General features: G+C 65.3%; 19 protein-coding genes and 1 tRNA gene. 15 read left to right on the top strand and 5 right to left on the bottom strand.

All coding sequences use genetic code 11. The annotated features are described in order from the left end of the window. The 3 genes from ACQY4V_RS04795 to ACQY4V_RS04785 all read right to left on the bottom strand — a co-directional run bounded on the left by ACQY4V_RS04795 (position 1) and on the right by ACQY4V_RS04785 (position 3,623). Positions 1 to 351, bottom strand: a complete 351-nt coding sequence (locus tag ACQY4V_RS04795) for a hypothetical protein (RefSeq protein WP_428515752.1) — start codon at positions 349 to 351, stop codon at positions 1 to 3. A gap of 58 nt (positions 352 to 409) precedes the next feature. Continuing rightward, a complete protein-coding gene (locus ACQY4V_RS04790) occupies positions 410 to 1,726 on the bottom strand; it encodes an NAD(P)/FAD-dependent oxidoreductase (RefSeq protein WP_428515751.1) in 1,317 nt (438 codons plus the stop codon). Positions 1,727 to 1,826: 100 nt separating this feature from the next. Continuing rightward, positions 1,827 to 3,623 (bottom strand): hypothetical protein, encoded by a 1,797-nt coding sequence (locus tag ACQY4V_RS04785; protein ID WP_428515750.1) that lies wholly within the window; start codon positions 3,621 to 3,623, stop codon positions 1,827 to 1,829. Positions 3,624 to 3,836: 213 nt separating this feature from the next. Here ACQY4V_RS04785 and ACQY4V_RS04780 point away from each other — a divergent pair, with 213 nt between their 5' ends. The 14 genes from ACQY4V_RS04780 (at position 3,837) to ACQY4V_RS04715 (ending at position 19,234) form a co-directional block, all read left to right on the top strand. Next, positions 3,837 to 4,862: a glycosyltransferase family 2 protein gene (locus tag ACQY4V_RS04780; protein ID WP_428515749.1), complete on the top strand. Its 1,026-nt coding sequence runs from the start codon at positions 3,837 to 3,839 to the stop codon at positions 4,860 to 4,862. Further along, positions 4,859 to 5,260 carry a GtrA family protein gene (locus ACQY4V_RS04775; RefSeq protein ID WP_428515748.1) on the top strand — a complete coding sequence of 134 codons (402 nt, stop codon included), beginning with the start codon at positions 4,859 to 4,861 and terminating at the stop codon, positions 5,258 to 5,260. Before ACQY4V_RS04780 ends, ACQY4V_RS04775 begins: the two co-directional genes overlap by 4 nt. A 384-nt stretch (positions 5,261 to 5,644) precedes the next feature. Next, on the top strand, positions 5,645 to 7,609 hold the full coding sequence (gene acs / locus ACQY4V_RS04770) for an acetate--CoA ligase (protein WP_428517160.1): 1,965 nt from the start codon (positions 5,645 to 5,647) through the stop codon (positions 7,607 to 7,609). A gap of 2 nt (positions 7,610 to 7,611) precedes the next feature. Then, entirely contained in the window at positions 7,612 to 8,298 is a 687-nt protein-coding gene (locus tag ACQY4V_RS04765; protein WP_428515747.1) for an adenylate kinase, read from the top strand. A gap of 63 nt (positions 8,299 to 8,361) precedes the next feature. After that, complete coding sequence (locus ACQY4V_RS04760) at positions 8,362 to 8,622, top strand: DUF4212 domain-containing protein (RefSeq protein WP_222449794.1); 261 nt, start codon at positions 8,362 to 8,364, stop codon at positions 8,620 to 8,622. Positions 8,623 to 8,626: 4 nt separating this feature from the next. Then, positions 8,627 to 10,411 (top strand): sodium:solute symporter family protein, encoded by a 1,785-nt coding sequence (locus tag ACQY4V_RS04755; protein WP_428515746.1) that lies wholly within the window; start codon positions 8,627 to 8,629, stop codon positions 10,409 to 10,411. A gap of 106 nt (positions 10,412 to 10,517) precedes the next feature. Next, positions 10,518 to 12,338 (top strand): DUF294 nucleotidyltransferase-like domain-containing protein, encoded by a 1,821-nt coding sequence (locus ACQY4V_RS04750; protein WP_428515745.1) that lies wholly within the window; start codon positions 10,518 to 10,520, stop codon positions 12,336 to 12,338. 4 nt (positions 12,339 to 12,342) lie between these two features. Next, positions 12,343 to 12,861, top strand: coding sequence for a hypothetical protein (locus tag ACQY4V_RS04745; protein ID WP_428515744.1), 519 nt, complete (start codon positions 12,343 to 12,345; stop codon positions 12,859 to 12,861). A 1-nt stretch (position 12,862) separates the two neighbouring features. After that, positions 12,863 to 14,284: an exonuclease domain-containing protein gene (locus tag ACQY4V_RS04740; protein WP_428515743.1), complete on the top strand. Its 1,422-nt coding sequence runs from the start codon at positions 12,863 to 12,865 to the stop codon at positions 14,282 to 14,284. Between the two features lie 74 nt (positions 14,285 to 14,358). Next, positions 14,359 to 15,135: a cobalamin-binding protein gene (locus ACQY4V_RS04735; RefSeq protein WP_428515742.1), complete on the top strand. Its 777-nt coding sequence runs from the start codon at positions 14,359 to 14,361 to the stop codon at positions 15,133 to 15,135. Positions 15,136 to 15,298: 163 nt separating this feature from the next. Further along, positions 15,299 to 15,928 carry a paraquat-inducible protein A gene (locus tag ACQY4V_RS04730; RefSeq protein WP_152491981.1) on the top strand — a complete coding sequence of 210 codons (630 nt, stop codon included), beginning with the start codon at positions 15,299 to 15,301 and terminating at the stop codon, positions 15,926 to 15,928. Continuing rightward, entirely contained in the window at positions 15,898 to 16,578 is a 681-nt protein-coding gene (locus ACQY4V_RS04725; RefSeq protein WP_428515741.1) for a paraquat-inducible protein A, read from the top strand. Before ACQY4V_RS04730 ends, ACQY4V_RS04725 begins: the two co-directional genes overlap by 31 nt. Further along, on the top strand, positions 16,578 to 18,662 hold the full coding sequence (locus tag ACQY4V_RS04720; protein ID WP_428515740.1) for an MlaD family protein: 2,085 nt from the start codon (positions 16,578 to 16,580) through the stop codon (positions 18,660 to 18,662). Before ACQY4V_RS04725 ends, ACQY4V_RS04720 begins: the two co-directional genes overlap by 1 nt. Positions 18,663 to 18,664: 2 nt before the next feature. Further along, on the top strand, positions 18,665 to 19,234 hold the full coding sequence (locus ACQY4V_RS04715) for a PqiC family protein (protein WP_428515739.1): 570 nt from the start codon (positions 18,665 to 18,667) through the stop codon (positions 19,232 to 19,234). Between the two features lie 148 nt (positions 19,235 to 19,382). Here the strand turns inward: ACQY4V_RS04715 and ACQY4V_RS04710 are convergent. Then, positions 19,383 to 19,458, bottom strand: a tRNA-Thr gene (locus ACQY4V_RS04710). Positions 19,459 to 19,597: 139 nt separating this feature from the next. Between ACQY4V_RS04710 and ACQY4V_RS04705 the strand changes: the two genes are divergently transcribed. Further along, a complete protein-coding gene (locus tag ACQY4V_RS04705; RefSeq protein ID WP_428515738.1) occupies positions 19,598 to 20,473 on the top strand; it encodes a hypothetical protein in 876 nt (291 codons plus the stop codon). Between the two features lie 91 nt (positions 20,474 to 20,564). On the opposite strand, the gene ACQY4V_RS04700 is transcribed toward ACQY4V_RS04705, so the two are convergent. Continuing rightward, positions 20,565 to 20,834: a DUF2312 domain-containing protein gene (locus tag ACQY4V_RS04700; RefSeq protein ID WP_152491977.1), complete on the bottom strand. Its 270-nt coding sequence runs from the start codon at positions 20,832 to 20,834 to the stop codon at positions 20,565 to 20,567. Positions 20,835 to 20,848: the final 14 nt, after the last annotated feature.

The following is a 20,848-nucleotide window of genomic DNA, read 5'->3' as shown; positions in this document are numbered from 1 at the left end:
CTAGGGGCACCCGAACGGCACGAAGGTACTGGCCATCCCCTCGTTCATCGTCATCTTCAGCAGGGTGTCGGCCAGCGTCCATTCCTCGGGCGTCATCGGACAAATCTCGACGCGCACGGCACATTGCGCATCTATGAACTCCTGGTTGCTGGTCAGAAACGCCATCCGCAGCCCCTCCGGCCCCTGCAAGGTAATCGCGTCCCGCACGGCCTGCTCGTAGAGTTCGCATTTCCGCGCCGTCCAATCGTCCGCGAACGACTCCGTCGCCGCCCCTTGGCTGGGCCCGGCAACCGCCAGACCCATCAGCCAAGCCAGCCAAAGGCGCGACGGCTTGATGCATGGGTTTTTCATCGCAACACCACCTTTTGCCGGTGCAGACCCCTGCACTCGTTTCGCGGCGCGAACCTCGTCACGACCGCCGCGCCTGCCATGCCTCGGCCCGGTCCACCCAGTGACGAAAAACAAGGTCGGCGGCCTTCAGAAAATGCGGCCTGTCGAACGGATGCAGCACGTGACGCGGCAGGCGCGTTCTTGCATAGGCCGTCTCGGCGCGTGCATCACCGACGGCCAGCCAGCCCGCCTTGGCGCCAAGATACGGCGCCATCACGGTGCCCGAGCCGCTGAAGCCCATGGCGAAGCAGACGCCGTCATGTTGGCCGACATGCGGCATTTGCGCGAAACTGAACCCGGTATAGCCGCTCCAGACATGGCTCAGCTTCGCCTCTGCCAACTCGGGCCAGACCTCCACCATCGTCTGCCGTTGCCTTTGCGCCGCGATGTGCAAAGGCACGTCCCGCATGGCCGCCCGTCCGCCGAAAAGCACCCGTTTGCCATCGGGCGATATCCTGAAATAGCTGTGCCGCGCGCGGGTTTCGACCATCATGCGCCGTCCGGGCGCAAGGTGCCCGATCAGGTTCTCGGGCAGTTCTTCCGTCGCAATGATGAAGCTCGGCAGCGGAAACACGCGCCGGAGGTGCCATTCAAAAGGCCGCGTCGTATAGCCGTTGGTGGCCAATACCACCTTCTCGGACCGGATCGGGCCCTTGGCTGTCTGCGCCACCAGTCGCGTGCCCTCCCGCGTCATTGCTTCGACCCGCGCGTGGCTGACGACGGGGACACCGCGCCGCCGAACCGCCTCCAGCATTCCGCGATGATACTTCGCCGGATGCAACGCCCCGTGCTGCGGAAAGAGAAGACCGCCGTGATAGAGACCCGTGTCGATCTCGCGTCCAAGGTCGGACCGCTCGACCAGTTCCACCTCCACCCGGCTTTTCTCGCGCACCTTGTCGGCCAGCCGCTTCTGCCCCTCGAAATGCGCGCGTGTGTAGGCCAGTTGCACCCGGCCCGTGACCTCGAAATCGCACTGGATTTTCTCGTGCTCGATGAACGCCTTCGCCCAGTCCAGCGCGGGCGCCGCCTCGGCCAGCAGATCGTCGGCCACATCGGCGCCGAAGGCCGCCGCCATCTTGTCCCAGCTCAACCGGGGATGCGCCCCGACCATGCCGCCATTGCGGCTCGAGGCCCCCTCGCCCGGAACACCCGCCTCGGCCACGACCACCCTTGCGCCGCTGTCATGCGCCGCGATGGCCGCCGACAGCCCGGTATATCCCGCGCCGATGACCAGCACGTCGCAATGATTGGGCAAGCCGTCCTCGGTGGCTTCGGGCTCCACGGCCTCCCACCACCACGGACGGCCCGGGGCCGCTTCGCCTGTCCATTCGGTCATGCTCTTGCTCCTGTCGCTGGCGACAGAATGACCGGACCATGGTCAGCGTCAAGCCATGTTGCCGACATCCACCGCACCATCGCCGACCGCCATCCGCCTTTCAGCGCTCGACCCTCAGCAAAACAAGCTCCGGTGCGGGGCCGTCCACCGGCACCAGCCCCCCGGCCGCAAGCCCCCCGGCCAACTGCGTAGCAAAGGATGTCCCGTCTCCGTAATGCGCATCCCGGCACAACAACAGGTAGTCCGCGCCGGTACGCTCCAGCGCGGCACGCAGGGTTTGTTCATCGCCATCGAACGGCACGGCACCGTTCGCGATGGCGTCCGCGCTGCGGTGATAGGGGCCGGCCAACGCCGCATGGCCGGTCAGCAGCAACAGCGGCGGTCCATAGCTGCTGGAACTCAGGATGACGCCCTCGGGCACCGAGTTCAGGCTGCGCAGGATGTCGGGTTGTCGGCACGCATCCGCATCCACAGACTGCCCGCCGGAGGCCGTCATCGTGGAGCCTGCACCGCCGCCGCCATGCGTCAGGCCATGCAGCGTCGGCGTCATCAGGGTCAGCACGACCGCCAACAGCGCCGGCACCGACCCCAGCCGCCCGAAATGGCCTTCCCTTCCCCACTCCAGCAGCGTTGCAACGACGACCCCGACCAACATCGGTATCGCCGCCGCACCCATCAATACAAGCCGGATCTGGAACAGCGCGCCGATCACGCCAAGCCAGCCAAAAAGCAGCAACACGCCCAACCGCGCCGGTGTCCCGGCGCCGGTCCTGCCCTGCAGGCTCTGCCAGCCCCAGATCAGGCTGCCAAGCAGTACGGCCATCGCCGCGGGTGCGACGAACCGGAACCCCAGGCCATTGGCCTCCCACAGGTAAGGCAAGGTCGGACGCGCCTCGATGATCCGACCGGTTATCAGGTCCTGCACCTCTTGCGGCAGGCTGTCATAGGGTCCGCTTGCGCAGGGGCCTATCAGGGGGCTCAAGGCGACGATCCCGGCCGCCGCCAGCGCCACCAGCAGCACCACGCGCAACGCCAGGTTCGGCAGGCGCGGCGACAGGGCCACCACGCCGATGCAAATCGCCGCGCCCGTCCATGCCAGCGCCAGGTAGGGCAAGGACAGCTCGTCGCATCGCGGCACCAGCCATCCGCCCGGCGCCGTCTGCCCCATGAAGAACAGCGTCGCCCCCCCGGCCAGCGACAGGCAGAAGCCGGCCAAATGCCGCGCCGCGCCGTCCTGGAACATCATCGCCCGCACCGTCAGGACCAGCCCGGCCAGGGCGATCGTTATCATGGTCTCCAGCCCCACAGCCAGCGACAGCGCCGCGGCAAGGCCTCCCACTATGCCGCCGCGGGCCGAGGCGCCCGGCCAGAGCACGGTGATCAGCATCAGCGTGGTCAACAGGATCTGCACGTTGTGATGGTCGATGCGTGCGGGCGCGAAATAGGTGAGCCCCGTGGGCGGCCACAGCAGCACCGCCACCACCGCCACGAGCGCCGCCATATCACCGAAAAGCCGCCGCGCCGCCAGACCTGTGAGCACGATTAGCGCCACAAACAGCAATGTGGGCCATGCCACCAGCGCAACCGCCGCCGCCTGCGCCTCGGTCATCACCAGCGACAGGGGCCGGATGATTGCCGCGATCCCAAGGTCGATATAGCGCGACCAGTGCATCTCCAGCCCCTCGGGCGGCAGCATCCGGTATTGCGTGGTGTCGTACCACCCCTGCCCCGCCAGCCAGTCGCGCACCATCAGGAAGCGCATGATGTCGTCGTTGTCCGAAACACTCAGGGTGTCTATCGGCGCCATCCCGGTCGCCACCGCCCGGAACACGACCATGCAGACCGCCAGCAGCAGCACGATCGCGAATAACCTGCTCTCTCTCGCCGTGTCCTGCATTCCTCGGCCTCTCATTTCTTGTTTTGGTCACTAACCCGACGAAGCCCCGACCGCGCAAGCCTTAATGCCCGGCCGGGCGCAACACCGTCCGAAGGTGTTTCCCCTGCGCCAGAGCATTGTTTCGATTAACCTCACAAATCCGCAGATTTGCCGCATTTTGGCCTGTTTCACCGGCTTTTCTGCATCCAGAAACCGACCGCAAGAGCGCCGCATATGTCCGTCCTTTTTCCCAGCGAATTCAACGCCGATCCGCAGGCCACTGAAGGCTCCGGCCCGCGCGTCGCCGTGCTGATCCCCTGCTTCAACGAGGCGGCGGCCATCGGCACCGTCGTGCGCGACTTCCGCGCCGCCCTTCCGCAGGCCGATATTTACGTCTACGACAACAACTCGTCCGATGGCACCGCCGAGGTCGCCGCCCGCGCCGGAGCGATCGTCCGACGCGAACCTCGCCAGGGCAAAGGGCACGTGGTGCGCCGCATGTTCGCCGATGTCGAGGCCGACATCTTCGTGATGGTGGACGGGGACGACACCTACGACGCCACCGCAGCCCCCGCGATGGTGTCCCGGCTGACGGATGAAGGCCTGGATCTCGTCAACGGCGTGCGGGTTGCCGGAACCGACACCGCCTACCGCCCGGGCCACAAGCTGGGGAACCAAGTCCTTTCAGGCCTTGTCCGGACGATCTTTGGCCGTGGCAGTAGCGACATGCTCTCGGGCTTCCGCGTCTTCTCGCGCCGCTTCGTCAAGACCTTCCCGATGATGTCGCGCGGATTCGAGATCGAAACCGAACTGACCGTACATGCGCTCGAGCTTGACATGCTCACCGCCGAGGTGCCGGGCCGCTTCAAGGACCGTCCCGACGGTTCGGAAAGCAAGCTCAACAGCATCCGAGACGGGCTGCGTATCCTCAGCACAATCACCAGGCTCCTGAAACAGGAACGCCCGTTTCTGGTATTCTCGACCATCGCCTCCGTCTTCGCGATCATGTCGCTGACACTCGCCGGCCCGGTCTTCGCCGAATATTTCGCCACCGGCCTCGTCCCGCGCCTGCCCACCGCCGTGCTGTCGGCCAGTCTGATGATCCTGGCATTCCTGATGGGGGCTGTTGGTCTCATCCTCGATACGGTCACACGCGGACGGCAGGAAGCAAAGCGGATGCAATACCTTTCGGTTCCCGGAGTGCTCGGCCTGCGCGGCGCCCGCCGCGACGAACGCGGGCCTTTTTCCACCCGGAAATGACCCGCCCCGCCCGATCCTTCGTCCGGTTTCTCACCGTGGGCAGTGCCGGCTTCGCGATCGACGCCGGCCTGCTCTGGACGCTGATCACCCTGGGCGGCGATGCCTACCTGTCGCGGGCGGTCAGCTTTGCCGTGGCCATGACTGTCACCTGGGCGCTCAACCGGCGCTGGACATTCCCGTCAACGCGTCGGAAATCGCTTCATCACGAGTATGCCGGCTATGCGGCCGTTCAGGGCGCGGGCATAGCGGTCAACTTCGCGGTTTACGCCCTGATCCTGTCTGCGCTCGGCGCCACAGCCGCGACCGCCGTGGTTGCGCTGGCCGGCGGATCGGTGGTCGCACTCGCGGTCAACTATCTGGGCATGAAGCACCTCGTCTTCCGGACCTCCACCTCCTGAGCCTGTCGCGCGACAGGGGGCGGATGCCGATACCCTCGCGGTCCAAAGGTGATTCATCCGCATCTGGCTGCCGTACAGAAGCGCCCTGACAATGTGTCACATGCTATAGGTGAGCCGTTTCGGGCGGCCGGTTGCACACCACGGCATACCTATGCCGGGAGGCGCCCGACACTAGAGCGCGGTAAACACTCGAAAATAATCGTTTCTGTAAATTTCTTCTCAACTTTTCAGCCGAGACGGGGAAATTATTTACAAATAAAAGTCAATGATCTTAATGGCTAACTGTAAAATTTTACTGAACACTTTTATAACACCGCCAAAGCACGGATTGACTCGACAGGACGGCTGCGAGCGTGTCACGTGCAAAGGAGGAGACAAATGACAATGCAACCGGAAACAGATACCCAAACCTATCCGCCGAGTTCCGATTTTGTATCCAGGGCCCATGTCGACGCGGCCAAGTATGACGAGATGTACGCGGGCTCGATCAAGGACCCCGAGGCCTTCTGGGGCGAGCAGGGCAAGCGCATCGACTGGATCAAGCCTTACTCCAAGGTGAAGGATGTCGATTACACCTACGGAAACGTCTCCATCAAGTGGTTCGAGGACGGCACGCTCAACGTCGCCGCCAACTGCATCGACCGCCACCTTGCCGACCGCGCCGACCAGACCGCCATCATCTGGGAACCCGACGATCCCAGCGACGACGCCCAGCACATCACCTACCGCCAGCTCCATGCCGAGACCTGCCGCATGGCCAACGTGCTCAAGAACCTCGGCGTCGGAAAGGGCGACCGCGTCGTGCTCTACCTGCCGATGATCCCCGAGGCGGCCTATGCCATGCTCGCCTGCGCCCGCATCGGGGCCATCCATTCCATCGTCTTCGCCGGCTTTTCCCCCGACGCGCTCGGCGCGCGCGTGAACGGCTGCGACGCCAAGCTCGTCATCACCGCCGACACCGCCCCCCGCGGCGGCCGCGTGACCAAGCTCAAGGACAACGTCAACCAGGCGCTCCTGCACGACACGACGGACGTCAAGTGCCTCGTGGTCAAGCGCACCGGCGATCCCATCGCCTGGCGCCGCGACCTCGATTTCTGGCTGCACGAAGAGGCCGAAAAGGTCGAGGACACTTGCGAGCCCGAGGAAATGAACGCCGAGGACCCGCTCTTCATCCTCTACACCTCGGGCTCCACCGGCCAGCCCAAGGGCGTCGTGCACACCACCGGCGGCTATCTGGTTTACGCCGCCATGACGCACGAGATCACCTTCGATTACCACGAGGGCGACGTCTACTGGTGCACCGCTGATGTGGGTTGGGTCACCGGCCACAGCTACATCGTCTACGGGCCGCTCGCGAACGGCGCCACCACGCTGATGTTCGAGGGCGTGCCGACCTATCCGGATGCCTCCCGCTTCTGGCAGGTCTGCGAAAAGCATAAAGTGAACCAGTTCTACACCGCCCCCACCGCCATCCGCGCCCTGATGGGCCAGGGCGACGAGTACGTCACCAAGTGCGATCTGAGCGACCTCAAGGTGCTGGGCACCGTGGGCGAGCCGATCAACCCCGAGGCCTGGAACTGGTACCACAATGTGGTCGGCAAGGGCACCTGCCCCATCGTCGACACCTGGTGGCAGACCGAGACCGGCGGGCACCTGATGACCCCCCTGCCCGGCGCCCACGCCACCAAGCCCGGCGCGGCGATGAAGCCCTTCTTCGGGCTGAAGTTCGAGGTGCTCGATCCCGAGAGCGGCAAGACGGTGGAGGGCAACCCCGCCGAGGGCGTGCTCTGCATCGCCGACAGCTGGCCCGGCCAGATGCGCACCGTCTGGGGCGATCACGAGCGGTTCATGAACACCTACTTCCAGCAGTACAAGGGCTATTACTTCACCGGCGACGGCTGCCGCCGGGACGAGGATGGCGACTACTGGATCACGGGCCGGGTCGACGACGTGATCAACGTCTCGGGCCACCGCATGGGCACGGCCGAGGTCGAAAGCGCGCTGGTGGCGCATTCCAAGGTCTCCGAGGCCGCCGTAGTGGGCTATCCGCACGACATCAAGGGCCAGGGCATCTACTGCTACGTCACGCTGATGTCGGGCGAGGAACCCTCCGACGAGCTGCGCAAGGAGCTGCAGGACTGGGTCCGCCAGGAAATCGGCCCCATCGCCAAGCCCGACCTGATCCAGTGGGCCCCCGGCCTGCCCAAGACCCGCTCCGGCAAGATCATGCGCCGCATCCTGCGCAAGATCGCCGAGGACGACTACGGCGCGCTCGGCGACACCTCCACCCTCGCAGACCCAGACGTCGTCGACGACCTCATCGACAACAGAATGAACCGGGGGGACTGACCATGGACGGCGCCAAAACACCCGCAACCGCCCCGGTCCTGATCCTGCTTGGCCCCCCGGGCGCGGGCAAGGGCACGCAGGCCCGGCTGCTGGAGGAAAAGCACGGGCTCGTGCAACTCTCCACCGGCGATCTTTTGCGCGCCGCCGTCGCTGCCGGTACCCCGGCAGGACGCGAGGCGAAGGCCGTCATGGACGCGGGGAACCTCGTCAGCGACGATATCGTCATCGCCATCCTGCGCGACCGCCTGGCCGAGCCCGATTGCGCGAACGGCGTCATCCTCGACGGCTTCCCGCGCACGGCAGTGCAGGCAGAGGCGCTCGACTCCCTGCTGGCCGAAAGCGGGCAAAAGATCGACACCGCCATCAGCCTCGAGGTGGACGACGCCGCCATGGTGGAGCGCATCTCGGGCCGCTTCACCTGCGGCGGCTGCGGCGAGGGCTACCACGACAGTTTCAAGCCCACGGCCAGACCCGGCATCTGCGACACCTGCGGCGGCACCGACATGAAACGCCGCGCCGACGACAATGCCGAAACGGTGGCGCAACGGCTGGCGGCGTATCACGCCCAGACCGCGCCCCTGATCGACTATTACCAATCCAAGGGTGCGCTTTCCCGCGTGCCCGCAATGGGCCCGATCGACGAGATCGCCGCCCAGCTGGACACCGTCCTGTCGCAACGGGCGACATGACGAAACGCCGGTCGGGCCGCATGTCGCGGCCCGGCCTTTTCACTAGGAGGAGGGACCCCACACATGTCTCTGGACAAAACAAGCGCGCAATATTGGAAAGCCAATGTGCGTCTCATCCTGATCAGCCTCGTCATCTGGGCGCTGGTCTCTTTCGGGTTCGGGATCGTCCTGCGCCCGCTCATTTCGGGCATCGGGGTCGGCGGCACCGATCTCGGCTTCTGGTTCGCCCAGCAAGGCTCGATCCTCGTCTTCCTGGCGCTGATCTTCTTCTACGCCTGGCGGATGAACAAGCTCGACCGTGAATACGGCGTGGACGAGGAATAACGCCATGGATCAGTTCACACTCAATCTTCTCTTCGTGGGCGCATCCTTCGCGCTCTATATCGGCATCGCGATCTGGGCCCGCGCGGGCTCGACCGCGGATTTCTACGCCGCCGGTCGCGGCGTGCACCCGGTCACCAACGGGATGGCCACGGCGGCCGACTGGATGTCGGCAGCGTCCTTCATCTCGATGGCGGGCCTCATCGCCTTCACCGGCTATGACAACTCGTCCTTCCTGATGGGCTGGACGGGCGGCTACGTGCTACTGGCCCTGCTCCTGGCGCCCTACCTGCGCAAATTCGGCAAGTTCACCGTGTCCGAGTTCATCGGCGACCGCTTCTACTCCAAGACCGCGCGCCTCGTGGCCGTGATCTGCCTGCTGGTGGCCTCCATCACCTACGTGATCGGCCAAATGCAGGGCGTGGGCATCGCCTTTGGCCGGTTCCTCGAGATCGACGCCTTCTGGGGCCTGATGATCGGGGCCTGCGTGGTCTTCGCCTATGCCGTGTTCGGCGGCATGAAGGGCGTGACCTACACCCAGGTGGCGCAATACTGCGTGCTGATCCTGGCCTACACGATCCCGGCCGTGTTCATCTCGCTGCAACTGACGGGCAACCCGATCCCGGCGCTCGGTCTTTTCGGCGACACCTCGGACGGCGAGCCGCTGCTTGCCAAGCTGAACCAGATCGTGACCGATCTCGGCTTTGCCGAATACACGGCAGCGCATGGCTCGACCATCAACATGGTGCTCTTCACCCTGTCGCTGATGATCGGCACCGCCGGCCTACCGCACGTCATCATGCGCTTCTTCACCGTGCCGCGCGTGTCCGACGCTCGCTGGTCCGCCGGCTGGACGCTGGTCTTCATTGCGCTGCTTTACCTGACGGCCCCGGCCGTAGGCGCGATGGCGCGGCTGAACATCTCGGAACTGATGTGGCCCAACGGCACCGACGGCGCCGCCGTCAGCGTCGAGCAGATCGAAACCTCGCCCGAATACGCCTGGATGGCCACCTGGGAAGCGACCGGCCTCCTGGGCTGGGAAGACAAGAACGGCGACGGCATGATCCAGTACTACAACGATGCCAATGCCGAGCTTCAGGAAAAGGCCGAGGCGAACGGTTGGCAGGGTAACGAGCTCACGAACTTCAACCAGGACATCCTGGTGCTCGCCAACCCGGAAATCGCCAACCTGCCCGGCTGGGTGATCGGTCTCGTGGCCGCCGGTGGCCTTGCCGCCGCGCTTTCCACGGCGGCGGGTCTGCTGCTGGCCATTTCCTCCGCCGTCTCGCACGACCTGTTGAAGGGTCAGCTGACCCCGAACATGTCCGAGAGGTCCGAGCTTATGGCGGCGCGGGTCTCGATGGCCGCGGCGATCGTGGTGGCGGTGCTTCTGGGCCTCAATCCACCGGGCTTTGCCGCCCAGACGGTGGCGCTCGCCTTCGGGCTTGCGGCGGCCTCGATCTTCCCGGCGCTGATGATGGGAATCTTCTCGACCCGCATCAACAATGTCGGCGCGGTCGCGGGCATGCTTGCCGGTCTGGTCGTGACACTGGTCTACATCTTCCTGCACAAGGGTTGGTTCTTCATTCCCGACACCAACCTCTTCACCGATGCCGATCCGCTTCTGGGTCCGGTCAAGTCGACCTCCTTCGGGGCGATCGGTGCGGCGGTCAACTTCGCGGTGGCATTCTTCGTCGCCAGCATCACGAAAGAGACCCCGCAGGAGATCAAGGACCTCGTCGAAAGCGTCCGCGTCCCCCGTGGCGCCGGTGCCGCCGTCGAAGGCCACTAAGGTCAACGCTGGCCCCGCCGCGCCACCATGCGGCGGGGCTTTCGCTTCAAATCCGGTCCGGCCCGCTCCACAGTGGGCGCGACCACCCCCTCCAGAGGCCTTGACCATGCCCCTTTCGAGCGACCTCACGCAGTTCCTGCGCTCGGTTCACCCCTATGACAGCCTGGATGACAGCGATCTGGATGACCTGTCCACGCGCTGCGAAGCCGCCGACGTCTCCGCCGGCGCGACCCTCTTCAGGCTGGGCGACACCGTTGCCAGCCTCTACATCGTCGTTACCGGCGAGATCGAGATCACCGACGAGGCCGACGTCCAGCTCTCTCTGCTCGGCCCCCGCAATTCCTTCGGCGAACGCGCGCTCCTGCGCGAGGATGTTGCCAGCCGCACCGCCACCGCCCGCACCGACGCCACGCTGATCGTGATGCCGGCGGACGCGCTTTTCGCCCTCATCAAGTCCTCTGCCAAAGTCGCCCGCTTCTTCGACCGCCGCCGCCCCGCGCGCAGCGACCGCAAGGACCTCACGACCCTGCGCGTGGCCGAGTTGATGACCCGCGATCCGCTCACCTGCACGCCCGCCACCGCGATCCGCGACGCGGCGGCGGAGATGCACGAACACCACATCTCGTCGATTTGCATCACCCAGGGCGGCGACCTGCGCGGCATCCTCACCGTGCGCGACATGAACGGCAAGGTCGTGGCTCAAGGCACCGATCCGTCGGCCCCGATCTACAGCATCATGACCGAAGCGCCTTTGACGCTCGGCCCCGATGCGCTCGGTACCGATGTGCTGCACCTGATGATGGAGCGCGGCATCGGCCACGTGCCCATAACCGAAGGCACCCGGCTGGTGGGCATCGTCACGCAGACCGACCTCACCCGCGTGCAGGCTCTCTCGTCCGGCGCCCTCGTGGGCCGCATCGCCCGCGCCGCCGACGCTGCCACCATGGCGCGCGCCACCGCGGAAATCCCGCAATTGCTGGCCCAGCTTGTCGGCTCGGGCAACCGGCATGACGTGGTCACGCGCCTCATTACCGATATCGCCGACACCGTCACCCGCCGCCTGCTGACACTGGCCGACGCGCAACTCGGCCCGCCCCCCGTCCCCTATCTCTGGCTCGCCTGCGGGTCTCAGGGCCGTCAGGAACAGACCGGCGTCTCGGATCAGGACAACTGCCTGATCCTCTCCGATGACGTGACCGACGCCGAAATGCCCTACTTCACCAGCCTCGCCAATTTCGTCAGCGACGGACTGGATACCTGCGGCTACTTCTACTGCCCCGGCGACATGATGGCGACCAACCCGCGCTGGTGTCAGCCCCTGCGCGTGTGGCGCGGCTATTTCGACGACTGGATCGCGCGCCCGGCCCCCGAGGCCCAGATGCTGGCCTCGGTCATGTTCGACCTGCGCCCCATCGGCGGCGACACCACGCTTTTCGACACGCTGCAAACCGACACGCTCGCCAAGGCCGCGAAAAACTCGATCTTCACGGCGCACATGATTTCCAACTCGATCAAGCACCAGCCCCCTCTGGGCCTCCTGCGGGGTCTCGCCACCATCCGGTCGGGCGAGCATCGCCGCCGCCTCGACCTCAAGCATAACGGCGTCGTGCCCATAACCGACCTGGGCCGCGTCTACGCGCTGCAAGGCCAGTTGCGTCAGGTCAATACCCGCGCGCGGCTGGTCGCCGCACAGGCCGCCGGTCACCTCTCGACCTCGGGCGGCGCCGACCTTCTGGATGCCTACGACCTCATCGCCACAATGCGGCTCGACCACCAGGCGGCACAGGTCAAGGCGGGCGATCTGCCCGACAACTTCCTCGATCCCTCCACCCTCTCGGATTTCGAGCGCAGCCACCTGCGCGACGCCTTCGTCGTGGTCAAGACGATGCAATCCTCGGTATCGTCGGGCAAAGGCATGTTAGGGTAAGCAAATGTTCATAGAACTCATCGCCACGATTTTCGCGGGCGTCGCCGCCGCCGGTCTTCTGATGATCGTCAACATCGCCTTGGGCCGCCGCCTGCCGCGCTGGCTCACGCCCGTGGCGGCAGGTCTCGGCATGATCGCCGCGACCATCTCCAACGAGTACACCTGGTACGACCGCACCGCCGAAGCCCTGCCCGAAGGCATGCAGATCGCCGTCACGATCGACGAACAAAGCTGGATCCGCCCCTGGACCCAGATCTGGCCCTATACCGAACGCTTCGCCGCCGTCGATACCGGCAATGCCCGGCGCAACGCCAATCAACCCGGCCAGACCATCGCCGACATCTACTTCTTCGGCCGCTGGGCGCCGGTCAACAAGGCGCCTGTCCTCTTCGACTGCACTGCGAACCGCTCGGCGTTGCTGATCGACGGGGCCGAGTTCGCGCAAGACGGCGCCGTCACCGACGCCGACTGGCAACCCCTGCCCGAGGACGACCCGCTTCTCGGTATCGTCTGCGAGACCTGACATGCTCTCCCGCCTCAGCCTCCGCCTGCGCATCTTCCTGTTCTTCTGCCTTCTGGCGACGGGCGCGGTGGCACTGGCAGGCGCAGCGCTCTGGTTCGGCTGGTCGCGCGCCGAAGGCACGCTTCCCGCCGCGCCCTTTCTCACCGCCCTCATCGTCTTCGCGCTTCTCAACACCGCGCTTCTGACCGGTGTCTGGCTGCTGTTTGATGAAAACCTCGCCAAGCCCATCCAGATGCTCTCGGCCAACCTCCGCCTGCGCGCCCATTCCGGCGTCGACAAGGACCTGTGCCCCGAAAGCACAAAATACCTCGGTGATCTCGCCCCCGCCGCCGACGCAGTCACTCGCACGCTCAGCGCGGGCGTCATGGACACGGCCGCACAGGTTGCCCGCGAAACCGAACGCCTGCGCACGGAATCCAAGCGCCTGACAGCCTTGCTCACCGAGATCCCCGTCGCCACGATCCTCGTGAACCCGGCCCAGGAAATCGTGCTCTACGACGGACAGGCCGCCGACATCCTCCGCCAAATCGCCCCGCCCCGCCTCAAGGCTCCGCTCCGCGACTATTTCGATACCGCCAGCCTCTCCGCCGCCCAAGACCAATTGAGCAGGACCAAGGCCGAAATCTCCACCGAACTTCACGACCACTCTGGCGCCCGGCGCTATAAGGTCCGTCTGAAACCACTTGGCGAAGGCGGCTACATGCTCCTTCTCGACACCCAGGAAACCGAGGTTGACCCGACCAAGGCCCGCCCGCTGGTCTATGACTTCGACCTGATGGAAACAGCGCAGGCCTGCGATATCCGCGACACGCCGCTGCGCTCACTCTGCTGTGTTGCGTTCGACACCGAAACCACCGGGCTATCGCCGCAGGACGATCACGTGATCCAACTCGGTGCCGTGCGCATCCTCAATGGGCGCATCGTCGAGGGCGAGGTCATCGACACCTATGTCGACCCCAAACGCCCGATCCCGCCCGCCTCGACGAAAATCCACCGCATCACCGACGACGACGTGCGGACCGCCCCGGATTTCGACACCGTGGGCCGCGATTTCCACCATTTCGCCCGCGACGCCGTGCTGGTCGCCCATAACGCGCCCTTCGACATCGGCTTCTTCCGCCGCGCCGCCGACCGGATGGGCGTCGCGTGGGACCACCCCGTCCTCGACACCGTGCTGCTGTCCGCCGTCGTCTTCGGCACCACCGCCGAACACTCCCTCGACGCCCTCTGCGACCGCCTCGGGATCACCATTCCACCCGACCTGCGCCACACCGCCCTCGGGGACGCGCAGGCGACGGGCGAGGCGCTGGTGAAACTCATCCCCCTGCTCGAAGGCAAGGGCCTGACCACCTTCGGCCACGTCATCACCGAAACCCGCCGCCACGGCCGCCTGATCCAGGACCTCAACACCTCGCAAGGCTGAGCCTTGATCCGGATGGACACACCGGCCAACTGTGTTAGCACCGTGCCCGGACCCAACCGCGCGGATCAGACCCCATGAAAACCTTCCCTCCCGAACGCATCGTCTGCCTCACGGAAGAAACCGTCGAGACGCTCTACATTCTTGGCGAACAGGACCGCATCGTCGGCGTCTCGGGCTATGCCGTGCGGCCCAAGGGGGTGCGCCAGGAAAAGCCCCGCGTCTCGGCCTTCACCTCCGCCGACATCCCCAAGATCCTGGCGCTTCAGCCCGATCTCGTGCTGACCTTCTCCGACCTTCAGGCCGATATCGCCGCCGAACTGCTGCGCGAGGGCGTCGCCGTCATGGGCTACAACCAGCGCGACCTGCACGGCATCCTCGCCATGATCCGCCACCTTGGCGCCACCGTGGGGCAAGAGGCCAAGGCGGCGCAATTGGTCGATCACTACCGCGACCGGCTGGCACAGGTTGCCGCCAACGCGGCGGGCAAACCCCGCCCGAAAGTCTATTTCGAGGAATGGGACGAGCCGATGATCTCCGGCATCGGCTGGGTCTCGGACCTGATCGAGATCGCCGGCGGGCAAGACGCCTTCCCCGAACTCGCGACCAAGGACAAGGCGCGCGACCGCTTCGTCACTTCCGATCAGGTCATCGCCGCCGCCCCCGACATCATCATCGGATCGTGGTGCGGCAAGAAGGTGCGCCCCGAGAAGATCGCCGCCCGCCCCGGTTGGGACGTCATTCCCGCCGTTCGCGACAATCGCATCTACGAGATCAAGTCGCCCCTCATCCTGCAACCCGGCCCCGCCGCGCTGACCGACGGACTCGACGCGATCGTGGCGGCTTTGGCGTGAGCCGCAAGGCCTTCCTGCCGTGGAGTTTCGGGCATTGCCGCGCCGCTGAAGCTGCAACATGGCGCGACCAATCCGCGCGACAGCATGGCCTGCACCGAATTCAGCTTGGGCCTCACGTGAATTGCCGCTTGCAAACCGTGGCGATACACTAATTATCGTGGTGATGCGCGAAACCTCACTCAATCTCGACGAAGTGATCGTCTGCCCGCAATGCGATGCGGCCTACAGCCTGCGCCGGCCCGAAGCTGGCGAGCGGGCCAAATGCGCACGGTGCGGCACGGCGCTGATCACGCCCCGGCGCAAGGCCGGGCTCCAGATCATCGCGCTGTCGCTCACCGTGGCGATCCTGATCGTCTCGGCGACGGTCTTTCCCTTTCTGACGATCACGGCCGCGGGCACGTCGAACTCGGTCTCGATCCTGGACGCGGCGCTGGCCTTCAGCGACGGCCCCATGATCGCCCTGGCCCTCGCCACCGCGGCTTTGATCGTCTTTATCCCGCTGGCGCGGGTTCTGCTGTCGATGTACGTGCTGATCCCAATCGTGCTCGACCGTCCACCGGCGCGGGGCGCGACGCAGGCCTTTCGCCTGTCCGAGGCGATGCGCCCGTGGTCCATGGCCGAGATTTTCGCCATCGGCTGCGCTGTGGCCCTGGTCAAGATCACGGACCTGGCCGATGTCGGCTTCGGGCCCGCCTTCTGGATGTTTTGCGCCCTGGTTTTTCTTGTAGTCGTTCAGGATAATTTCCTGTGCAGGTGGTCGGTATGGAACTCGCTGGACAAACCCAAGACATAAAGAGCGCCCGCGAACTGGGCCTCGTCGCCTGCACCCGCTGCACCAAGGTCTGGCCTGCCGGAACCGAGGCCTGCGGCCGGTGCGGCAAGCCCCTGCAATCGCGCGACACCGGCAGCCTGCAACGGGTCTGGGCCTTCTGGATCGTCGGTTTCCTGTGTTATATCCCGGCCAACATGTACCCGATGTTGCAAACCCGCACGCTTCTGACCGTGCAGGAAGACACCATCGTCGGCGGCGCGATCGAGCTTTTCCACTACGGGTCTCCCGGTATCGCGCTCATCATCCTGATCGCCAGCGTCGCCATCCCCGTGGCCAAGTTCTTGGCCATCGCCTTTCTGGCCATCTCGGTCCGGCGTGTCTCCAGCATCTCCATGCACCAGCGGCAGCTGCTCTACGAAGTCGTTGAATACATTGGACGCTGGTCGATGATCGACATATTCGTGGTTGCCATCATGTCCTCCTTGGTGCAGTTGAATACATTGGCGGCCATCAACCCGGGTCGCGCCAGTTTGTTTTTTGCACTTTCGGTGATTTTCACGATGCTCTCTGCCCAAGCTTTTGACAGCCGCATGATCTGGGATGTCCAATCCCGCGAAGCGGACTCTCTCGACGACCACACCGGCGCAGACACCACGGACCGGACCGTCTGATGAGTGAGACACCGCCCCCCGTTCAGGTCGAGAAACAAAGCAAGCCGCGGCTCAGCCGTGTCTCGATCGTATGGATCATCCCGCTGCTCGCCATCGTGATCGCCCTTGCCGTCGCCTGGCAGACCTACAGCGAGCGCGGTCCCGTGATCGAGATCGTGTTCGAGAACGGCGCCGGCATCGCCGAACGCGAAACCGAACTGCGTTATCGCGACGTGGCCGTCGGCATTGTCGAGGAGGTCCGCTTTTCCAAGGACCTCGAGGCGGTCGTGGCCGCCGTGCGCGTCGACAAGGACGTGGCAGACTTCATCGACGTGTCCGCCAGTTTCTGGATCGTCCGCCCCGAGGTCACGGCGCGCGGGGTGACGGGGCTCGATACCGTCCTGTCGGGCGTCTACATCGAGGGCACGTGGGACAGCAAGCCGGGCGCGCCTCAGACCCGCTTCGACGGGCTTGCCGACGCGCCGCTCTTCCGCGCCGGCGGCGGCGGCCTCGAGATCGTTCTGCGGACCACGCCCGAGGGAAAGATGACCGATGACAGCCCGATCACGTTCCGCGGCATCGAAGTGGGCCGTGTCGGCAAGGCCAGCATCTCGCCACAGGGCAACTACGCTGTGGCCGAGGCCCTGATCTACGAGGAACACACCCGCCTCATCTCCAGCGCCAGCCGCTTCTGGGAAACCTCGGGCTTTACCTTTTCCGTCGGCCCCCAGGGCGCCGAGATCGACTTTTCCTCGCTCGCCACGCTGGTCAGCGGCGGTCTGACCTTCGACACGTTCGTGTCAGGTGGCGATCCTGTCTCCAACGGCACCGTCTTCGACGTCTACGCGTCCGAAGCCGAAGCCCGCAACAGCCTCTTCCAGGCAAGGGAAGTCGAGACGTTGGAGGTTCGTGTCGTCTTCGACGAGAACGTGTCCGGCCTTGCCGTCGAAGCCCCGGTCGAGATCAACGGGCTCAAGATCGGCGAGGTGCAAAACGTCCTCGGCGTCATCGACGAAGAGCAATTCGGCGACAGCCGCGTGCGCCTCAGTGTCGTGATGGCAATCCAGCCCGCCCGCCTCGGGCTGCAAGACGATGTCACGCCGGAAGCCGCCCGCGCCTTTCTGGAAGAGCGGATCGAAAACGGTCTGCGGGCCCGTCTGACCAATGCCAGCATCCTGACCGGCGGGCTCAAGGTCGACCTCACCCAGGTCGACGAGGCCGAGCCCGTGACACCCGACACGTCCCAGGACGGCCTGCTGAACATTCCGACCACGGAAAGCGACATCATCGACGCCGCCGCCACGGTCGAGGGCGTGGTCACCCGCATCAACAACCTGCCGATCGAGGAACTTCTGGGAAGCGCGATCGACTTTCTCGACAGCGCCCAGGCCCTGGTGGCCAACGAGGATCTTCAGGAAACCCCTGGCGAGGTGCGTGCGATCCTGTCCGAGATTCGCGGCATCGTCGCCTCCGAGGAAGTGAAGAACATTCCCGTCGCCCTCAACGCGTCCGCCACCCGGCTCGAATCGCTGCTGGCGGATATCGAGGAAACCGAACTGACGGAGCGCCTCGTCGCCGCCGTCGATGCCGCCGCGGAGGCCGCCACCGGGGTCAGCACCTCGGTCGAAGGCATCCCCACCCTCGTCGAGCAGATCGAGGCCGTGGCCGCCAAGGCCGAGGCGCTTCCGGTCGAGGAACTGGCCAACCAGCTGACCGAACTGGCCGCCTCTGCCGAGGCCATTCTCGACACCGACGCCGCACGCCAGCTGCCCGCCGACCTGGGCGCGGCCCTGAACGAGATCAACGCCACCCTGGCCGAACTGCGCGAGGGCGGCGCGGTCGAGAACCTGAACGCCACGCTGGGCTCGGCCCGCGACGCCGCCGATGCGGTGGCCACCTCGGCCGAGGACCTTCCGGCATTGGTCGAGCGTCTCGGCAATGTCCTGAACCAGGCCAGCGTGACGATCGCCGGCTACAACAAGGGCGAAACGCTCAGCCGCGAGGCCCAGGCCGCCCTGCGGGACATCTCGCAGGCAGCGGACGCCCTGACGTCTCTGGCCCGAATGCTGGAACGCAACCCCAGCGCGCTAATTCGAGGAAGATGACAATGACCCGTATCCGCCCCTTCGCCCTTGCCGCCATGACCGCGCTGGCCGCCGCCTGTGGCGGCCCCTCCGCCGATCTTTACCCGGTGGCAGCGCCCCAGGTCGCCGACACGATCCGCATCTCGTTCCGGACGGTCGAGGTGCGCGAGGTGTCGCTGCCCGCATATGCCGCGGCCGATGAAATCGCGGTCGAGGATGAGGACGGCAAGCTTGTGACCGACGCGAACGTCCGCTGGGCGGACGCGCCGGAACGCGCCGTGGCGCTCGAGATCGCGCGCAACCTTGCGCGGCTGTCCGGCGCCCGTGTCGCGTCCGAGCCCTGGCCGTTCGAGGAACTGCCCGACGCGCGCCTCGAAGTGCGCTTCGAAAGCCTGGTGGCGGGGGCCGATGGCAACTTCCGCGGATCGGGCCAGTATTTCGTCGGCGTCCCCGACGGCCGACGCGAACGGTCGGGCATCTTCGAGCTTGCGGTGCCCTATGATCTCGAGGGCGGCACCCCCGCGCTTGCCCGCGCCCGAGGCCAGCTGGTCCTCGACGTCTCCCGCGTCATCGCCCGCGAAGGCCTGCGATAAAAGCGACTCGACCGACAGACGGCAACCCGGTGGCTCGGACCGGGCCGCCAGGTACCCGTGCGCTGCGGGCAGAGGGCAGGTTCGGATGCGAAGGAAACCCACGTCCCGAATAGCCTGAAGCGGCCCAAGACAGTGTCCATCTGGAAAATGGTGCCCCCACACGGACTCGAACCGCGGACCTACTGATTACAAATCAGTTGCTCTACCAGCTGAGCTATAGGGGCACTGACGGTCTGATTACGCATCCCGGGCACGAACCGCAAGACGAAATCTTGCGGTCCCCTGCACGGTGCCGAAAGCGGTTTAACTGCACGCAAAAGCCTCTATATTGCGGCGGCACGCTCAAGACGGGAAAGTGACAGAATGCAAGTGGTTATCCACGCCGGGGCGCATATGACGGACGAGGATCGCCTGATCGAAACGTTGATGGCGAACCGCGAGATGCTGGCCGAAATCGGCACCGACGTCCCCGATCCGAAATCCTATCGCAAGCTTTTGCGGGATATCCTCAACACCGTGTCCGATAGCGGACTCACCGCCGAGACGCGCAACGAGGTGCTGGCCGCGGTCGACCACGATCCTGGCAATGACCGGCTCGTCCTGTCGAACCAGGCCTTCTTCGGCACGCCCAAGATGGCCGTGGGCCAGGGCATGTTCTATCCCGCCGCCGAAATGCGGATCGCGGCCTTCCAGGAGATATTCGCCAACGATCAGCTCGAGCTCTTCCTGGGCCTGCGCGACCCCGCGACCCATCTGCCCGCGCTTTTCGCGAAAACGCCGCATGACTCGATGGCCGATTTCCTGAACGGCGTGGAGCCTGCCGCATTCCGCTGGTCCGAAACCATCGCCCGCTTCCGGCGCGCCTTCCCCGAAATGCCCATCACCGTCTGGTGCAACGAGGACAGCCCCTTGATCTGGTCACAGGTCGTGCGCGAGATGGCGGGCCTCGATCCCCACGCCCAATTCGAAGGCGAATTCGCGCTGCTTCAGGAAATCATGACGTCTGCGGGCATGAAACGGTTCGAGACCTATCTCGCCTCACATCCCGGCATGACCGAAATCCAGAAGCGTCGGGTCATCTCCGCCTTTCTCGACAAGTTCGTGAAGGACGAAGAGATCGAGGAAGAGCTCGACCTGCCCGGCTGGACGGCGGAACTGGTCGATACCCTGTCCGAGGCCTACGACGAAGACGTCTACGAAATCGAGCGCATCCAGGGCGTCCAGTTCATCGCCCCGTAGACGCGGGCCGGGCGCCCTTTCTCGTAGGGTGGGTGCCAACCCACGCATGCCGGTCAGAACGCGAGGCGGACCAACCGCCCCTCGGGCCGGCTCACATCCCCAGCGCTTCCTTGTACATCTCCAGGACCGCCTCTTCTTCGGCGATATCGTCCTTGTCGCGCTTGCGCAGTGCGATCACCTTGCGCATCACCTTGGTGTCGTATCCGCGCGCCTTGGCCTCGGCCATCACCTCTTTCTGCTGTTCGGCGATGTCCTTTTTCTCCTGCTCCAGCCGTTCGAAGCGTTCGATGAACTGGCGCAGCTCGTCGGCGGTGACACGATAGCTGCTGTCGGCGCTGCTTTGCGGAATCTGATCGTCCATGACGGCTCTCCAAG

Origin of the sequence: Roseovarius sp. (assembly GCF_965277045.1) — a bacterium.
Taxonomy (GTDB): Bacteria; Pseudomonadota; Alphaproteobacteria; order Rhodobacterales; family Rhodobacteraceae; genus Roseovarius.
Note: the sequence above shows the minus strand (reverse complement) of the source record. Positions and strands in the feature narration are given on the sequence as shown.

What these genes read in the sequence shown, in the direction of transcription:
- ACQY4V_RS04795 (WP_428515752.1), bottom strand. Translation starts at nt 351, where the DNA reads ATGAAAAACCCATGCATCAAGCCGTCGCGCCTTTGGCTGGCTTGGCTG.
- ACQY4V_RS04790 (WP_428515751.1), bottom strand. Translation starts at nt 1,726, where the DNA reads ATGACCGAATGGACAGGCGAAGCGGCCCCGGGCCGTCCGTGGTGGTGG.
- ACQY4V_RS04785 (WP_428515750.1), bottom strand. Translation starts at nt 3,623, where the DNA reads ATGCAGGACACGGCGAGAGAGAGCAGGTTATTCGCGATCGTGCTGCTG.
- ACQY4V_RS04780 (WP_428515749.1), top strand. Translation starts at nt 3,837, where the DNA reads ATGTCCGTCCTTTTTCCCAGCGAATTCAACGCCGATCCGCAGGCCACT.
- ACQY4V_RS04775 (WP_428515748.1), top strand. Translation starts at nt 4,859, where the DNA reads ATGACCCGCCCCGCCCGATCCTTCGTCCGGTTTCTCACCGTGGGCAGT.
- acs (WP_428517160.1), top strand. Translation starts at nt 5,645, where the DNA reads ATGCAACCGGAAACAGATACCCAAACCTATCCGCCGAGTTCCGATTTT.
- ACQY4V_RS04765 (WP_428515747.1), top strand. Translation starts at nt 7,612, where the DNA reads ATGGACGGCGCCAAAACACCCGCAACCGCCCCGGTCCTGATCCTGCTT.
- ACQY4V_RS04760 (WP_222449794.1), top strand. Translation starts at nt 8,362, where the DNA reads ATGTCTCTGGACAAAACAAGCGCGCAATATTGGAAAGCCAATGTGCGT.
- ACQY4V_RS04755 (WP_428515746.1), top strand. Translation starts at nt 8,627, where the DNA reads ATGGATCAGTTCACACTCAATCTTCTCTTCGTGGGCGCATCCTTCGCG.
- ACQY4V_RS04750 (WP_428515745.1), top strand. Translation starts at nt 10,518, where the DNA reads ATGCCCCTTTCGAGCGACCTCACGCAGTTCCTGCGCTCGGTTCACCCC.
- ACQY4V_RS04745 (WP_428515744.1), top strand. Translation starts at nt 12,343, where the DNA reads ATGTTCATAGAACTCATCGCCACGATTTTCGCGGGCGTCGCCGCCGCC.
- ACQY4V_RS04740 (WP_428515743.1), top strand. Translation starts at nt 12,863, where the DNA reads ATGCTCTCCCGCCTCAGCCTCCGCCTGCGCATCTTCCTGTTCTTCTGC.
- ACQY4V_RS04735 (WP_428515742.1), top strand. Translation starts at nt 14,359, where the DNA reads ATGAAAACCTTCCCTCCCGAACGCATCGTCTGCCTCACGGAAGAAACC.
- ACQY4V_RS04730 (WP_152491981.1), top strand. Translation starts at nt 15,299, where the DNA reads ATGCGCGAAACCTCACTCAATCTCGACGAAGTGATCGTCTGCCCGCAA.
- ACQY4V_RS04725 (WP_428515741.1), top strand. Translation starts at nt 15,898, where the DNA reads ATGGAACTCGCTGGACAAACCCAAGACATAAAGAGCGCCCGCGAACTG.
- ACQY4V_RS04720 (WP_428515740.1), top strand. Translation starts at nt 16,578, where the DNA reads ATGAGTGAGACACCGCCCCCCGTTCAGGTCGAGAAACAAAGCAAGCCG.
- ACQY4V_RS04715 (WP_428515739.1), top strand. Translation starts at nt 18,665, where the DNA reads ATGACCCGTATCCGCCCCTTCGCCCTTGCCGCCATGACCGCGCTGGCC.
- ACQY4V_RS04705 (WP_428515738.1), top strand. Translation starts at nt 19,598, where the DNA reads ATGCAAGTGGTTATCCACGCCGGGGCGCATATGACGGACGAGGATCGC.
- ACQY4V_RS04700 (WP_152491977.1), bottom strand. Translation starts at nt 20,834, where the DNA reads ATGGACGATCAGATTCCGCAAAGCAGCGCCGACAGCAGCTATCGTGTC.